The organism is Marinobacter sp. M5B (genome assembly GCF_042604615.1).
Taxonomy (GTDB): domain Bacteria; phylum Pseudomonadota; class Gammaproteobacteria; order Pseudomonadales; family Oleiphilaceae; genus Marinobacter; species Marinobacter salarius.
This window is the reverse complement of the sequence record NZ_CP156894.1, coordinates 2998453-3014458: the sequence shown is the minus strand read 5'-3', so window position 1 is coordinate 3014458 and position 16006 is coordinate 2998453. Positions and strand designations below refer to the sequence as shown.

At 58.6% G+C, this 16006-nt stretch carries 14 protein-coding genes; 6 read left to right on the top strand and 8 right to left on the bottom strand.

Annotated elements, in window-relative coordinates:
- Positions 1 to 17: 17 nt before the first annotated feature.
- From AAGD24_RS13660 to AAGD24_RS13650, 3 genes are all read right to left on the bottom strand, one after another.
- Entirely contained in the window at positions 18 to 1025 is a 1008-nt protein-coding gene (locus tag AAGD24_RS13660) for a hypothetical protein (protein ID WP_041335958.1), read from the bottom strand.
- 224 nt (positions 1026 to 1249) lie between these two features.
- The gene (locus tag AAGD24_RS13655; protein WP_085680023.1) at positions 1250 to 2458 is read right to left on the bottom strand and encodes an acyl-CoA dehydrogenase family protein; all 1209 of its coding nucleotides are present in this window, start codon (positions 2456 to 2458) and stop codon (positions 1250 to 1252) included.
- 22 nt (positions 2459 to 2480) lie between these two features.
- Entirely contained in the window at positions 2481 to 3785 is a 1305-nt protein-coding gene (locus AAGD24_RS13650) for an acyl-CoA dehydrogenase family protein (protein ID WP_085680026.1), read from the bottom strand.
- A 293-nt stretch (positions 3786 to 4078) separates the two neighbouring features.
- Here AAGD24_RS13650 and AAGD24_RS13645 point away from each other — a divergent pair, with 293 nt between their 5' ends.
- Both AAGD24_RS13645 and AAGD24_RS13640 read left to right on the top strand, forming a co-directional pair.
- Entirely contained in the window at positions 4079 to 5785 is a 1707-nt protein-coding gene (locus AAGD24_RS13645; RefSeq protein WP_197061290.1) for an autotransporter assembly complex family protein, read from the top strand.
- Positions 5782 to 9525, top strand: coding sequence for a translocation/assembly module TamB domain-containing protein (locus tag AAGD24_RS13640; RefSeq protein WP_379865386.1), 3744 nt, complete (start codon positions 5782 to 5784; stop codon positions 9523 to 9525). Before AAGD24_RS13645 ends, AAGD24_RS13640 begins: the two co-directional genes overlap by 4 nt.
- A 9-nt stretch (positions 9526 to 9534) precedes the next feature.
- Here AAGD24_RS13640 and AAGD24_RS13635 read toward each other — a convergent pair whose 3' ends face one another.
- Positions 9535 to 10221 (bottom strand): SIMPL domain-containing protein, encoded by a 687-nt coding sequence (locus tag AAGD24_RS13635; RefSeq protein ID WP_036204779.1) that lies wholly within the window; start codon positions 10219 to 10221, stop codon positions 9535 to 9537.
- A 12-nt stretch (positions 10222 to 10233) separates the two neighbouring features.
- Here AAGD24_RS13635 and AAGD24_RS13630 point away from each other — a divergent pair, with 12 nt between their 5' ends.
- Positions 10234 to 10434 (top strand): hypothetical protein, encoded by a 201-nt coding sequence (locus tag AAGD24_RS13630; protein WP_007155194.1) that lies wholly within the window; start codon positions 10234 to 10236, stop codon positions 10432 to 10434.
- Here the strand turns inward: AAGD24_RS13630 and AAGD24_RS13625 are convergent.
- Both AAGD24_RS13625 and AAGD24_RS13620 read right to left on the bottom strand, forming a co-directional pair.
- Positions 10419 to 11186: a gamma-glutamyl-gamma-aminobutyrate hydrolase family protein gene (locus tag AAGD24_RS13625; RefSeq protein WP_036204783.1), complete on the bottom strand. Its 768-nt coding sequence runs from the start codon at positions 11184 to 11186 to the stop codon at positions 10419 to 10421. The genes AAGD24_RS13630 and AAGD24_RS13625 overlap by 16 nt on opposite strands.
- The gene (locus AAGD24_RS13620) at positions 11179 to 12174 is read right to left on the bottom strand and encodes an amidoligase family protein (protein WP_036204785.1); all 996 of its coding nucleotides are present in this window, start codon (positions 12172 to 12174) and stop codon (positions 11179 to 11181) included. The genes AAGD24_RS13625 and AAGD24_RS13620 overlap by 8 nt, the downstream gene beginning before the upstream one ends.
- A 178-nt stretch (positions 12175 to 12352) precedes the next feature.
- Between AAGD24_RS13620 and lexA the strand changes: the two genes are divergently transcribed.
- Together lexA and AAGD24_RS13610 are read left to right on the top strand one after the other, a co-directional pair.
- Complete coding sequence (gene lexA, locus AAGD24_RS13615; RefSeq protein ID WP_036204787.1) at positions 12353 to 12961, top strand: transcriptional repressor LexA; 609 nt, start codon at positions 12353 to 12355, stop codon at positions 12959 to 12961.
- 165 nt (positions 12962 to 13126) lie between these two features.
- Positions 13127 to 13537, top strand: coding sequence for a cell division inhibitor SulA (locus AAGD24_RS13610; protein ID WP_371915653.1), 411 nt, complete (start codon positions 13127 to 13129; stop codon positions 13535 to 13537).
- A gap of 3 nt (positions 13538 to 13540) precedes the next feature.
- Here AAGD24_RS13610 and AAGD24_RS13605 read toward each other — a convergent pair whose 3' ends face one another.
- Both AAGD24_RS13605 and AAGD24_RS13600 read right to left on the bottom strand, forming a co-directional pair.
- Positions 13541 to 13801, bottom strand: a complete 261-nt coding sequence (locus tag AAGD24_RS13605) for a hypothetical protein (protein ID WP_007155189.1) — start codon at positions 13799 to 13801, stop codon at positions 13541 to 13543.
- A 51-nt stretch (positions 13802 to 13852) separates the two neighbouring features.
- The gene (locus AAGD24_RS13600; RefSeq protein ID WP_379865383.1) at positions 13853 to 14329 is read right to left on the bottom strand and encodes a DUF6586 family protein; all 477 of its coding nucleotides are present in this window, start codon (positions 14327 to 14329) and stop codon (positions 13853 to 13855) included.
- 260 nt (positions 14330 to 14589) lie between these two features.
- Here AAGD24_RS13600 and AAGD24_RS13595 point away from each other — a divergent pair, with 260 nt between their 5' ends.
- Entirely contained in the window at positions 14590 to 15948 is a 1359-nt protein-coding gene (locus tag AAGD24_RS13595; protein WP_036204795.1) for a DUF1329 domain-containing protein, read from the top strand.
- Positions 15949 to 16006: the final 58 nt, after the last annotated feature.

Sequence of the window (16006 nt, the reverse complement as noted above, 5' to 3'; positions counted from 1 at the left end):
TTGTTGGCAGGTTCAGCTCAGGTCAGTTCGCTACGCCAGTGTTTGACCCTGACCTGGCTTTTGACGGCATCCAGCACTTCGACAATCAGGTTGATCAGGGCTTCGTTGTGTTCGTCGTTCTCGTCTTCGTTATCGGGCGATGGCAGGAATACGTTGACGATGTCTTCGATGAACGCGTGGTTGGATGCGGAAGCAAGGTCTTCCAGAATCTGGTGAATCACGTTGGCGACGATGTCCCCCACGGCTTCTTCCAGGGTTTCCTGGATGGTTGGGCCGACGACGGGCAGGTACTTCAGCCTCGACAACTCCAGGTTCTGTTTGAGGGCGTTGTCGACGCGGGTTTCCAGGTAGCTTCGCAGGGCGCCGCGATTGGGGATGTACCCTTCCCGTGCTGCTTCCGCAACCCGTTGTGATACCCAGTCGGATAGCATTTCCCGCCTTGGGTAGAGGATGTCGTTCTGAATGCGCTCGAACAAGGGTGAGCCCTTGCGAATCTCGTCTTGAGCACCGGTGAGCACTTTGATGACGATGCGGTCGGAGAGCTCTTCCATGAAGGCTTCGTAGTAGAAGTTGAAGAACTGGAAGGCTCGGGTCTGGGTGACGTCGATCACTTTGTACTGGTGCAGCCGGTAGATGATGGAGATAACCCGCAGTATCCGCAGGAAGCGGAAGCTGCCAACGGGGATGCAGCCGATGATGTCGTACCAGTGGATGAACGGGTAGAAGTACCAGCGGTCGTAGACTTTGGCCTTGATGGCGTAGCCCCAGCGCACGACGAACTCGGTCAGGAAGATGCTGACGAAGATGAGGTCGTAGAACAGGAAGTTTTCGTGGATGGGCTGGTAGAGTTCTTTGACAAGCGGTGCGTGTTCAGCGAGCAGGTTCTGGACACCGGTGAAGTTGTAGATGGAGTCGAAGATGATGAAGGCCAGGTTGATGATAAGCAGGCCTAGCATCAGGAAGTCTATGATGAACCAGATGAGTTGGTGGCTGGTTTTCAGGTTTTCTCGGTTTATCTTCAGCATTCATCAATCCAGGACTTCGAGTTTGGAGTCTGCAGCGGATGTATCGCTTCTCCCCAGACACGCCGTTAACCCATCCATGGGGGCTCGGCATTGCCATCCTTGGCAATGCACGGTCTGGGGAGAAGCGATACATCCGCTGCGATCAGGCTCTGAGATGCCCGCCCTCCTGTTGAGAAAAACGGGTTGCACCTGCCTGATTTTTCGACGCTTTCGTACAGGTTAGCTTATTTCAGCTCTGCCGACGACTTACCGAGCAGTCTCCTGGCGATGATCAGTAGCTGGATCTGTTGGGTGCCTTCAAAGATGTCGAGAATCTTTGAGTCCCTGGCCCATTTTTCCAGTAGTTCAGTTTCGCCGTAGCCAAGGCTGCCGCAGAGTTCGACGCAGCGCAGGGTGACCACGTTGCCCACGCGGCCAGCTTTGGCTTTGGCGATGGAGGCTTCCTTGGAGTTGGGCAGGCCGTTGTCGGCCATCCAGGCGGCGCGGAGGGTTAGGAGCCGGGCCGCTTCGAGTTCGGCTTCCATCAGTTGCAGTTCGCGGGTGACGGCGGGTTGGGTCCAGGTCTGGTGGTGGTATTCCAGGTCGGTGCCGGTTAATGCGATGAGTTCGCGGGTTTTCTGCAGGGCGGCGCTGGCGACGCCTATGGCCATGCCGGCGACGACGGGGCGGGTGTTGTCGAAGGTTTGCATGGCACCGGCGAAGCCTTTTTCGACGCTGACGTCGGGGTCGCCCAGGAGGTTTTCTTTGGGAATGCGGCAGTTGTCGAAGCGGATGGCGGCGGTGTCGGAAGCGCGGATGCCGAGTTTTTTCTCCAGACGTTCGACGGTCATGCCGGCGGTACCTTTTTCCACCACGAAGGATTTGATGGCGGCGCGACCTTTGTTGCGATCGAGGGTGGCCCAGACCACGACGGCGTCGGCACGTTCTCCGGCGGTGACGTAGATTTTTTCGCCGTTTAGGATGTATTCGTCGCCGTCTTCGGTGGCGGTGGTACGGATGGCGGCGGAGTCGGAGCCGGCGCCGGGTTCGGTGATGGCCATGGCGGCCCAGGTGTTGCCCAGGCGGGCGAGTTGTTCTTCGTTGGCAACGGCGGCAATGGCTGAGTTGCCGAGGCCCTGTCGGGGGATGGACAGGGCCAGGCCGACGTCGCCCCAGCACAGTTCGGTCAGCCCCAGAACGGTTTTCATGTTGGTGCCGTTACGATTACCGCCCCCGCCGTTGCTTTCGGAGCGGGCCAGTTTTCCGGCGCCGGTGCCACCATCGGCCGCGCCGTCGTTCATGCCGTCCATGATGGAGGCAAGCAGGTCGAGTTCCTTGGGGTATTCGTGTTCCGCCCGATCGTATTTGCGGGATATTGGGCGAAACACCTCCCGGGCCACTTGTTGTGCCTGATTGATCAGAGGAGAAAATTTCTTCGGTATCTCGAGATTCATCAGAGGTGTCCTTACGTTTTGATCAGGCGTGAAGGCCGCCGCTCAGGGTGGAGATGGAGCGAAGGTCGCGATACCAGCGCTCGACCGGATGTTCCTTGACGAAGCCATGCCCGCCCAGCAGTTGAACGCCGTTGGTGCCGATCTCCATGGCTTTTTCGTTGCACAGTAACCGGGCCAGGGATGTTTCACGGTGCGTTGATAAGCCTTGCTCCAGTCGGCTGGCGGCGCGCCAGGTGAGCATGCGCATGCTGTCGGTTTCTATGGCGAGGTTGCTGATCATGAACGCCACGGACTGGCGGTGGCTGATGGGTTCTCCGAACGCCTCCCGTTCGTTGCAGTAGGGGATAACGTAGTCGAGAACGGCCTGTGATGTGCCGATGGCAAGCCCGCAACGGAGCAACGAGCCGCAGTCCAGGAACGCTTGGTAGTCGAAATCGTTGTCGCCCAGCAGGGCGTCAGGAGACAATTCAACGTTATCGAGCCGCAACTGGACAGGCGCGGAGGCTCTCAGCCCCATGCCCGGGTCGGGTTTGGCCTGGATGCCTGTCACGCCGGCTTCCACGATGAACAGCCGTGGTCGGCCATGCAGTTCCGCGGCAATCAATAGCAGGTCTGCACTGGCGCCGAGGACCACGCTGCTTTTCAGGCCGTTGAGGGTGTAGCCGGTTGCGGTTTCGATGGCGGTGGTCTGCAGCCTGTTCGGGTCAAACAGGGGCATGGGCTCGTCAATAGCAATGGTGGCTGTGGGCGGCGCGTCGTCGCAGAACGCTGGCAGGTATCGGCTCTGCTGTTCCCCGGTGCCCCAGCGGGTGATGGCCTGGGCGACACTGAACGGCGACAGGAGTGCGGTTGCGATGCCCATGTCGCCCCAGGCCAGTTGTTCGGCAATCAGCACGCTGGTCACGGGAGACTGATGTTCCGCCACGCCGCCAAAGGCTTCCGGTACTGCGTACAGGCCAAGGCCAAGCTCGGATGTGGCCGCTGTGACGGTTTCCGGTATTTCCCCGGCTTCATCCGCGTCTGAGGCCGCCGGTCTGATCCGATCCTCTGCCAGCCTGCGGAGCATGTCGGTGATCATCTGTTGGTCATCGGTCAGGGAGAGGTCGAACAGATCCCCGGGTATGCGATTCGGCAATTGCTTGCGGGGCAGCCAGTTGTTCACGCGCTTGAACTCCCGGCCAGCGTGAGCAAGGGTGCGAAACCCGGCACGGGTGCCGTGATAGGCGGTTCTTTCCAAAGACTGACGCAGTCCCAGCCGGTCCAGCATTGGGTTGGCCGCAAGACGATTCATCATCGACAGGGCGAGGCCGACGGGGGTGCGTGTCATACGTTCTCTCCTGGCCATACATTTTCTCCTGGCTAACGCCGCCCGTTTCCGGTTGTCTGGCGATCCGATGCAGTGGGTGTCACGCGATCATGGGGGCATCGGGCATCCTCGCCATTGGCATAGAGCGCATTACAGGCAGGCAAGATGGTCAATTGCCATGGATTAAACGGACCGCTACCCGGTACACTCATACTGCCAACGCGCCTTTTCACCCACTTTCACTGAAGTAATGCTGCTTGATGCGTTCCCACATTAGACCTCTGTTTCTACGCCCTGTCGGGATCGTCTGGCTGATGATGCTGGCAACACCGGGATTGACCTGGGCGCAGCAGGTGGAGGTCAACGTGGAGGGGGACTATCCGCAGCTTCAGGATAATGCGGAAGCCTTCCTGGGTGAGGTTGAGGGCCGCAGTGCCGGAAGCCTTAGACGATACGCCAGCACCGCCGAAGCACAAGTGGAAGAGGCGCTCCGTGCGCTGGGCTACTACAGCCCGATGATTCAGTGGGAAGTGGTCGAACAGCCCGGCGATGACGAAACACCCGCTCGCCTGGTATTGACCGTGCAGCCCGGCGAACCCATTCGCGTCCGTTCCCGGCAGGTGTCCATCGAAGGCCCGGCCAGTCGGGACCCCGATTTCGTGGGAACCCTGCCGGAAAAGCCATCGGAGGGGGATGTGCTGAATCACGGTCAGTACAGCACGTTGCGGCAGACCATCCAGAACCGAGCCACCCGGCTGGGGTATTTTGATGGTGAGTTCACCACCCGCCGGCTGGAAGTCAACCCGGAACAGCACACTGCGGATATTTCCCTGGTCTTTCGCAGTGGCGTGCGATATCGCCTGGGCGAAGTGAGCTTCAAGGAAGGGCATGGCTTCGAGGAGCAGTTGCTTGAGCAATTCGTACGTTTTGAGCCCGGTGAGATCTATCACGCCGACAAGGTTGCGAGGCTAAGCGGCGACCTCTCCAACAGCGGTTATTTTTCCGGTGTGGACATTGACGCATCGCCTGGTAAAGCCGAGGACGGAGTGATACCCGTGTCGGTGGACCTGACCACTCGTCCTCCGCGCTCGGTTGCTGCCGGTGTCGGTTTCTCCACGGATGTGGGACCGCGTTTCAGCGGTAACTGGCGGGAGCACTGGATCAACCCCATGGGCCATCGCCGTGGCGCGCAGACGGAACTTTCGGCGCCGCGTCAAAACGTGGGCGCCTGGTACGAGTTGCCCCTTGATCCTCCCATGACCGATTCCATTCGCCTTTCCGCCGGCTATCAGCGGGAGGATATTGAGGACGTCGAGTCTGAGCTGCTTACCCTTGGCCAGCAGTGGAAACACCAGCTCGATAACGGCTGGTTGCAGGTTGCCTCGATCCGCTGGGAAGGTGAGCGTTTTCGCATCGGCGATGATGACCCCGAGCAGAGCAGTCTGTTGCTGCCGGGGCTTGGGTATTCGAAACTGCAGGCGGACTCGCCGTTGGATCCATCCCGGGGATATCGTATCCAGTTCGATGTGACCGGCTCTCACCGTGCCGTCATCTCCGATGTGGATATTCTCCATGCCAATGTTCTGGTAAAGGGCCTCTACACCCTGGCGGACAACCACCGTTTTCTGTCCCGGTTCCAGTTTGGTGGCGTGGCCACCAATCGCTTCTCGGATGTGCCGCCGTCATTGCGGTTCTTTGCCGGTGGCGACCAGACGGTGCGGGGGTATGGCTATGAGACGCTGTCACCCCGGAACAGCGAGGATGTGGCCATTGGTGGCCGTTACCTGATGGTAGGCAGTGTCGAGTATCAGTACGAGTTTACCGAAAACTGGCGGGTCGCGGCGTTTGTTGACGAAGGCAACGCCATGGATGACCTGTCGGACCCTCTGGCGACGGGTGCCGGCGTGGGCATTCGCTGGATCAGCCCGGTCGGGCCGCTGCGCCTGGACGTCGCCAAGGGCCTGGATCCCGAGTTTGGCGGTGAGTGGCGCGTTCACTTTTCCATGGGGCCGGAGTTATGAGCGACGAAGCGAAAACTCCAACACCAAAACGGTCAAAACGCCTGAGAAACGGGTTGTTGATAGCGCTGGCCGTTATTGTCCTGCTACCGCTGTTACTGCTTGGGGTGTTGGTGCTGGCGCTGCGTTCGGAAACCGGTACAGCCTGGGTGATTGATCAGGTTCCCGGCCTCGAGGTTGAGCAGGGGCAGGGTTCGTTGCTGGGGCAGTGGCAGGCAGCCTCCCTGACATGGCAAGGCTACGGTGTTGGGCTAAAGGTAGAGTCGCCAGTTGTTGACTGGTCGCCCACCTGCCTGTTCAACAAACAGCTCTGTCTGGAGCGACTCCTGGCGGACAGCATTGATCTGACTCTGCAGCCATCCGGCGAGCCCAAAGAAGACAGCGGTGATATCAGTCTACCCAGTGTCGACCTTCCGTTGGGGCTGGTGGTCCGGGACGTGAACCTTGGTCCCTTTACGCTCAACGATGCCAAGGTCTGGGACCGGCTCCAGCTCAAGGCTCAGGGTTCCGGTTCGGACTGGCATCTGCAGAACCTCGCCTTTGTTCGGGACGATATCAGTATTGATGCCTCCGGCAGGCTCCAGACCCGGGGCGACTGGCCGCTGGATCTGGAGGTTGGGCTGATGCTCCCGCCCCCGTATGGCGCTGATTGGCAATTGGCACTCAATCTGACCGGGAGCGCTGCAGACCTGAGAGTTAAGGGCCAGAGCAGCGGTTATCTTGATGCCACGCTGGCTGGCCGGGTGGCGCCGCTGGACAGCGCCCTGCCGGCGGAACTGACCGTTCGTTCCAGCCGGTTCGTCCCGGCGGAGGGGTTACCGAAAACCCTGGTGCTGACAGACACCGTGGTTGCCTTGAAAGGCAGCCTTGAGAACGGTTTCCGCTCGGACTCCCGCACCGTGCTGCCCGGATCGACAGGCGATATACCCTTGTCATTGAAGGGGTTGGTGACTACAGAAGGCCTCGATGGATTGGAGCTCGTGTTGACCGGCCCCGGGACTACTGAGGCTGAGACGGGCCGCCTCCTCGTCACCGGCAACGTGAGCTGGGAGCAGGCGCTTCAGGCAGACGCCAAGGTCAGTCTCGACGCTTTTCCCTGGTACAGCCTGATTCCGGATTTTGAACAGCCGCCGGTCACATTGCGCCAATTCAACGGCGACGTTCAATACCAGGGGGGAGCCTATCAGGCGAGCATTGACGCCAGTGTCAGCGGCCCCATGGGCGACGCCGATATGGCGGGGGATCTTGAGGGTGACCTGGAGTCCGTTGCGTTGACGAACCTGCGCGTTAATACCGGCGCGGGTTTTCTCGGCGGCCGTGCGGACGTGGCGTTCGCTGATCAGTTGTCCTGGGATGCAAGCCTGACGCTGGACAGCTTTAACCCTGGTTTCTGGCTTCCCGCCCTGGAAGCGAGCCTGAGCGGCGACGTGGATACCAGCGGACGTCTGCAGGAGGAAGGAACGCCTACGCTGCAGGCAAAATGGGACCTTTCCGGAAGTTGGCAGGCCAATGAGGCGCTGATACGAGGTGCGCTGGACAGTGATGCCGGTAACTGGACATTGTCGGACCTGGAGCTTGAGGTAGGGGACAACCGGGTGACCGGCCAGGGCCGATGGGGACAACAGATTAACGGCAACCTGGAACTGAACCTGCCTGCGCCGGAAACCTTCCTGCCGGGGCTGGCGGGTTCGGTCAACGGTACGGCCTCGGTTTCCGGCACCGTGGACCAACCCCGTGGCAAGGTAACACTCACTGGCAGCGACCTGGCATGGCAGGATCAATTGAGTCTGTCCAGCCTGGACCTGACGGCCACGCTGCGCGAAGGGTTCAACATCCAGGCGGACCTTCGGGGAAAGGAAGTTCGGTATGGCGAACAGCTACTGGAAGACTTGTCGCTGGCACTGACGGGAACTCGGGATGATCACCAACTCAGGCTAAACGCCCGCCACAAAGAGGCGGAGTTGTCGCTGTTGCTGGCCGGAGACGCCTCGGAAAGCTGGAATGCCTGGGTGGGTGCGCTTGAGCAGGGGCAAATCAGTGTGCCTGCCCAAGGCCAGCAATGGACCCTGTCAGAGTCCGCGGCCCTCGAGTATACCGAAGCGGGCAAGCTCACGTTGGGACAGCACTGCTGGCAGTGGCAACAGGCGTCTGTCTGTGCCGAGGACCAGACTCTGCTCCCGACTCAAGATATCGCCTATCGCATTGAAAATTTCCCGACCACGGCACTCTCCCCGCTGTTGCCGGACACCCTGCGTTGGGACGCAACGCTGAATGCTGACCTGCAAGTGGTCATGACGGAAGATGGGCCGGATGGTGAAGTATCCATCGACGCTGGTTCCGGCGAGTTTGAAGTGCAGGTGAGGGACGAATGGGAGAGCCTGAGCTACAACACCTTCACCACCCGCCTGAGTTTGAAGCCGAATGTGGCGGAGCTGGACCTGCAGTTGCAGGGGCCCGATATTGGTAATCTCTCGGTCGGCATGTCGGTCGACCCGGATAATGATGCCCGTGAAGTCGATGGGCAATTCAGCATCGAAGGCCTGGATATCGCCATGGCTGGCATATTTGCCGGGCTGGAGGTTGTTGAGGGAGAGCTCAATGGCGAGGGGACACTGTCTGGGCCGCTAATGAAGCCAGCTGTAAACGGCGAGCTTGCGCTCTCTGGCGGTCACATTGCCGATCCACGGTTACCGATTCCGCTTGAGGATCTGGTGGTCAGCCTGGAGTTGAAAGGATATAGCGCGGATTTGTCCGGACGTTGGCGCAGCAATGAACGCGGAAGCGGCAACATAGAAGGGTCATTGGCCTGGGAGGCGGAACCGTCGGTGGAAGTGCGGCTGACCGGTGACCGTTTGCCCTTCAATTACGAGCCGTACGCCCAAGTGGAGCTGGTGCCGGATATCACTATCGCCTACGAAGGCGGCGATCTGTCGGTTTCCGGTAACCTGAACGTACCCCGGGGCACGATCGAAATTCGCGAGCTGCCCGCCCAGGCCGTGTCCGTATCCGAGGACGAGGTTATCGTCGGTGCTGAGGAGAAGGAAGGCGGGCTCCGCACTCTCAATATGGACGTCACTGTCGTGGTGGGTGAGGACGAGGTCAGCTTTAGTGGTTTCGGTGTCACCGGTAACCTTGAGGGGACACTGCGTATCGGCAACAACCTGGATACCCGAGGTGCCCTGCAGCTTGTTGAAGGCCGGTATGAGGCCTACGGTCAGGAGCTCGACCTGCGCCGGGCCAGGCTGGTGTTTGTGGGGCCACTGTCAGAACCGTACCTGGACATCGAGGCAGTGCGGCGTGTGGACAACGTGGTGGCCGGTATCCGCCTCAGCGGCCCGGTGAGCTCGCCCCGGACCGAAGTGTTTTCTGAACCGGAAATGCCTCAGACCGATGCGCTCTCGTATGTGATCCTCGGCCGGGCACCGCAAAGTCGTGGTGATGAGGGGCAAATGAGCAGGGCAGCCATATCGCTGGGGCTGACTCAGGCTAACAAGGTAACCCAGGGTATTGGCGAGGAATTCGGAATACGCAATCTGACGCTGGAGGCGGAAGGTTCAGGGGATGAATCGGCAGTAGTGGCCAGTGGTTACCTGACGGATGAACTCAGCATCCGCTACGGTGTCGGCATCTTCCAGCCCATCACCACGGTGGCGCTACGTTACGATATCGGACGTTACTTCTATCTGGAGGCTGCCAGTGGCCTGGCAGCCTCCCTGGATATATTCTATACGCGGGACTTCTGAGCGGGTGATTTACTCCAGTTCAAAAGTCGCGCTAACCCGGGCCTCCAGTTCACGGGAACCGACCGCTGAGACAGCGTCCGAGGCGCCTCGCATTTCCGCCATCATTGGCATCGGGGGTTGATGGCCACCATCGACGTTGATGGTCATCACCTCTCCGCACTGTTTGTCCAGTTCCCGGGCAACAAATTCGCAGCGTGATTTCGCATCCGCAATGGCGCCCGCCAGGGCCTGTTTACGCAAACCGACTTCATCGGAATGAAAAAACTGATGGGGACCGACGTTGTAGTCCATACCCAGTGATTGCGCCTGTGCAAGAATCGGGTTGAGCAGAGAGAGGTCATCGATGGTGAAGCTGACCGTTTGCGAAGCCACGGCCACTCGTCGGGGCTCCTCGTGACGCTCTGGTGAGGGAATCGAACGGCTGTAAAGGTTCAACGAGGCGTCGCTGTAGGATTTGAGCCGGTCGCGGAAGTCCTCGATGCTCTCCCGCCACTTCTCCATCTGCTCGTTGACTTCCTCAGTGGCTGTCTCGGGAAGCTTGTGCTCGGCGCGGGCGGTGAACTGCAGCCGTGCGCTGTCTGGCGTATACTTGACTGAGGCCTGACCGCTCAGGCTGACTTCTGCTGCTGATGCGCCCAGGGGAAACAGAATCAGGGCCGTGGAGGCCAGCAGGTATCGATGGACGTTGTGGAACATAGTTGGATCTCCATGTTATTGCACGAGAATCAGGTCAGGTTGACGCCCCGGGAGCGTGATATCCTGTTCAGGCTGACCGGGAGCGACCCCCATTATGTGACCACCCGCGAGCAACTGAAAGAGTGGGCGGCCCGTTATTTGACGGCTCTGCCCGACGATGCTCGGGAAATTCGTGAAATTAAGGCCGTGTTGCAGCGTTATCTGCCATTTTGAGCGGTATTCTCATCATCTTCTCCGGCGGCTTCGACGGGTTCATCCAGCCGAATCAGCTTCCTGTCTTCCGCAGCCTGCACGAAATGGCTGAAAATCCGCCGGTGGCCGCCATGATAAAGCAGGTACTCCGGGTGCCACTGGATGCCCATTAGCCATTGCCCACGTGTATTTTCTATCGCTTGCACAAACGAGTCGTTGTCCACGGCGACAACGCGGAGATGTGTGCCCAGTTTTTTGATGCTCTGGCTGTGGATGCGGTTCGCGCCAATCACCGGGCTGCGCATCACCTCTCCCAGGCGGCTGTCACTGACGACCCGAACAGTCTGTAGCGGTAACAGTAACGGCCGGTGGCGGGTGTTCACCCGCAGAGGTGTCACGTTCTGGCACAAAGATCCGCCGCGAAAAATATTGATAAACTGGGCGCCGCGGCAGATACCCAGTACCGGGATGTTCAATTCTTCAGCACGGGACAGCAGACGAACATCGGTTTCGTCGCGGCGCACGTCATACCGGGCGGTGACCTGGGGAGTCTGGCCGTACCGCGAAGGGTGCACGTGGGTACCACCGGAGAGCACAAGGCCGTCGAGCAACGAGACGTCCACCTTCGAACCCGGGCGGATAAAATGGGTTCGCGCACCGTGGAGGCGCAGCGCGAAGGTGATCAGCCGGTGGGCGAGGCTGCGGCGTGCCGGGCCGCTGATGCCAATCGTAAGGCCCGGATGTTCAGGCTTATCTACCGGGCTTTCAGACATAGTTCCCGGACCGAAGCCACTGGTCAGACGTGTCTAACCAGCTGTGGGTCAGGTTATGGAGGCTCAGTTTGCGACTGTTGCGAAACTCCGTAACCAGTTTCGATAAGTCATCAGCGTTGGCCACCAGCTGTTCCAGCACAATCCAGTCATTCCAAACCGTGGAAAAATGCCAGTCAGGGTTATCAATGTCGCAGTCGGGTAGCCGGTAATGCAGCGTTGGCCGGCTTTTGATGCGCTCATCCTCCACATATTCTGCGAGCAAATCGCTGTTCAGGTGTGCGAACAGCGGGAGCAGGTCCAGGGCCTTGTTGCGGGTTGGATTGTAATGCAGGTAGTCCCGCATTAATTGCTCCATGTCCGGCGCATAATCCTCTGAAATCAGAAGGTCAATGTAGGTGCTGCTCCAGGGTTCAATGTAGCTGGTCAGCTTACGGCTGAAATCGATCTGGTGGCGTGCCTTCAGCCACTCGTAGAGCGCAGCGAAGGCCCGCAGGTAGCGCACCAGCGTTGTGGCTCTGAGGTCCGGTAGCTCCGGGTTCAATTGCAAACCAAAGGCATAATAGAGCGCCTCCCGGCTGCCGAGTGCGCCTGCTCTTCGCAGCTCATCGCAAAGTGTCTCTATGCGTTCCAGCTTACTGAAAGCCAGCGGAGGGCTGACGATCTCCAGGGGCACGATTTTCTCGGCGGCTGCGTCGATCACGCTCATGGCCTGGCCGCCAAGTTCCCTGACGGACTCGGGAAGACGCTCGTCGGCCAGATCAAGGTCCTTTATCGGGTCCGAATCCAGTTCGATGGTAAAGTCACCGAGTTCCGTTTCAACCTCGGACACATAGCGCGCAACAGACTTTCCGGTACCTCCCAGCAGTTTTGCGGACAGCGAGACGAGATCTTCGTAACCGAGGCCGGACAACTCAATTTCAACGCCAACTCTGCGTTCCTTGCCATCATCCGTCTTGAGGATGTCCGGTAACCTACATCTGTTGCTCATTCAGGCGACTCCCTATCTTGGTTGCGATTACCTTAACACAGTCATACGTCAGGGCGTGGTGGACGGGCCACCCAGTGCGGCTCAAGGAAAAATTGCGTTTACAGGGTTTACACTGGATAAAACACTGTATATAGTCAAATCACTGTATATAAAAACAGGGCTAACCGGGGCAACCTAAATGAAGCTGACAGCTAGGCAGACACAGGTACTGGATATTATTCGTCGCTACCTTGACGAGACTGGGTATCCGCCGACCCGTGCAGAAATCGCGGCGGAACTTGGGTTTCGTTCTGCCAATGCCGCAGAAGAACATCTGCGGGCACTGGCCCGAAAAGGCGCCATCGAGATGGTGCCGGGAGCCAGCCGGGGAATACGTCTTCCCGATGTAGAGGCTGATCTTGGTTTGCCAGTGATCGGTCAGGTGGCGGCCGGTAGCCCCATACTGGCCCAGGAGCATATCGAAGACCATTGCACCCTGCAGCCTGAATTTTTCTCGCCCTCGGCGGATTATTTGCTCAGGGTACGCGGCATGAGCATGAAGGACATTGGCATCCTTGACGGCGACCTGTTGGCGGTGCACCGCACCCACGATGTGCACAACGGACAAGTGGTTGTGGCGAGGGTAGGTGAGGAAGTCACGGTCAAACGGTTCCGTAAGGAAGGCTCGAAAGTGTACTTGATCGCCGAGAACGAGGAATTCGAACCCATAGAAGTGGATCTGACAGAACAGGAACTCTTCATTGAGGGGCTCGGCGTCGGGGTCATACGGCGCTCGGACCTTCACTGACACCCCCAGGGTGTCCGGACATATCCGGCTGTGTTTCGTTGAGTGTTGAACACCGCGGGCGCGGCTTAACGGCAGGTGAGGCTTATTATGGAACAACTCAGCTTTAATCAGAATCTGGCTTATGCTCACGGAGGCGGCAGGTTTGTCGGTTCAGAGGTTGCCGGTATGAGCGACCATGATACCGTCAGGGCGCCTGCTGTCAGGAGTCGCCCAGCCAAACCGGCAGGCAATGTGACCGAAATCATTTTGCCCGAAGGGCAGGTTGAGAACTTCCAGCTATTGCTACCGATGCTTACGCAGTTGAATCAGGAGAAGCGTTGGTTAGCCTGGATTGATCCGCCCCAAAGCCTTGTCAGTAAGTGGCAGACCATGCGTGGCATCGTTGCAGGCGAACTGTTGGTGTTGAGGTCTACTCCTGACTACCCAGCCGGGGAGCTTGCCGAGCGAGCACTGAGCGCAGGCACCTGTCACGCTGTGGTCATGTGGACCCACAAGCTCGGGCGCGAAGCGCTCGCGTCACTGGAGCAGGCTTCGGCTCGGGGTAACAGTCATGGTGTGGTGCTGCGCCAGCGCTGATCGTCAATGAAGTGTGTAGGAGGGCCGGATGTCCTGAGTGTCCGGCTCTTCGTCTTCCCAGTCGATATCATGGGCAACGTTACCGACGGCCTCAATACCGGCTGCAATCATGGCCTTGGCCACGTTCATGTCCCGGTCTTCCATCATCTCCCTGGCTTCCGTCGAAAATGATATCTGGACCAGTGGTGCACTGTCGTCGTCGATGCGGCGAAGCGCATAGTCTCCGTTGCTCAGTTGTACAATCTCGAAAAACGATGGTGACATTAAGTTAGCCTTTCAGTTCATTCCTGTTGGGTCCGGCAACGCCGTGGTTCATTACCATTCGCTGTGCCGATCCTCGAGGATATCGATAAAGTGTTTCATCGCGCCCAGAGTGGTTTCCAGAGCCTGCTTTGAGCGATCCGGGCCGGTGTCAGCTGCAACCGCAATCACGTTTTCATTGCTGACCGTTTTTCGGGTCACCGGGGGATTGCCCTGATGACGCTCAAGCTGCTCGAGATGACTCCACCAACTCCGCCCGTCACTGGCCAGCTGCTCCAGTTCTGTCATTTCCGGGCTGTGGGTTCCGATCAGCTCATCCAGTGCCTCAAGGTCATCAGGCTGGCTATGTTTGTGCTGATACACCCTGGCGATCATTACCAGCGTCAGTTTTCGAGCCCTCAGCCCTAGCTCTATGCTGCCTTGCAGCAGGGCTTCTTTCGTTGGAACGGTGTCGCTGTGCTCCAGCTGCCCCAACAGGTTGCGAGCCAGGAATATTTTCTGGGAAACCAATGAATGCCACTGCGAAGCCATGGTAGTACCTGAGAGCGGTTCACTGCTGTGCGATGAATTAATCGCCAACTATAACATTTTTCATTGTGAATTTCTCCTCCCACCGTTGGTTTGGTGGTTTTGACAAGAAACTACAAAGATTCACTTGAAACGGTCGTTTGAATTTGGCAAAAAGGCGCCCCGATTGAATAACATTTGATCGCCTGTTGTTGTTTCCGGCGTAGGCATGCCAAACCGCGAATGACACATGGGTTGATCGGTTACCTTGGAGGTAGAAGGGAATGCGGAACCAATGGGTCACGGGTTTTACAGTGGCATTGTTTGGGTTGTCAGGCGTTGCGTTGGCAAAGGTCAGTGAATCCGAAGCTCAGCGGCTGGCTAGCGAACTGACTCCAGTTGGAGCTGAGCGGCAGGGCAATGCCTCTGGCAGCATTCCGGCGTGGACAGGTGGGCTAACCAAGCCGCCCGCTAGTTGGAAACCGGGGCAGGTGGAAACCAACCCGTTTCCCGAGGATGAGCCTCTGTTTGTTATTACCGGCGCGAATGTGGATCTATATCGCGACAAGCTGACCGACGGACACATCCGTATGCTTGAGCAATATGGCCCGGAATTTGTGATGCCGGTGTACCAGACCCGTCGTACCGCGGCCTTCCCGGAAGATGTGTACGAAAAGTCCCGGGAGAATGCCCGCAGCGCGGAACTTCTGGCGAACGGAAACGGTGTGCGTGACACCATCATGACCAGCCCCTTCCCGATTCCAAAGAATGGCCTGGAGGTGATCTGGAACCACATCCTGCGTTATCGCGGAGAGGAACTGTCGTTCCGTAGCGCTTCAGCGACGCCCCAGGTGAACGGTTCCTACAACCAGGTTGTTAACCAGTACGACTATTACTTTGCCTACAGCCGCCGCGGCGCGAACCTCGCCGATATCGATAACAAGATTTTTTACCTGAAAACCGACACCATCGCACCATCCAGTCTCGCGGGCACCATCACTCTGGTTCATGAAACCCTGGATCAGATTCGCTCACCCCGGCTCGCGTGGCGATACGATGCCGGCTCAAGGCGGCTGCGCCGGTCACCGAACCTGGCCTATGAAACCGATCTGCCGAACTCTTCATCCCTCCGCTCGGTTGATCAGAAAGACATGTACAATGGCGCCCCTAACCAGTACGACTGGGAGCTGAAAGGCAAGCGTGAGATCTTCGTGCCCTACAATGCCTACAAGCTTCACGACGCGGATGTCCAGCCGGACGATGTCATTCGGCCACAGCACATCAACCAGGAGTTGGCCCGATACGAGCTACATCGGGTATGGGTTGTCGAAGCGAAACTGCGGACCGGTATCAGTCATATCTATTCCCGCAGGGTGTTCTACGTCGACGAAGATAGCTGGCAGATTCTTGCCACGGAGGAGTACGACAGCAATGATGAACTCTGGCGGGTGTCCGAAGCTCACAACATCAGCTACTACAGTGAGCCGGTATTCTGGACTACCATGGAGATGACTTACGATCTGAACGCCCAGCGCTATTACATCGATGGTCTGGATAACGGCTTCCCCGCCTATGATTTCGAGCCTGGCTTCCGTGGTAATCAGTTTTCTGCCTCGGCAGCCCGGAGAGCAGCCCGCCGCTGATGACTGGCAGCCCCGGGCCGGTCGAGGCACGGGGCGCTACCGGACCGTTTTCAAGGAG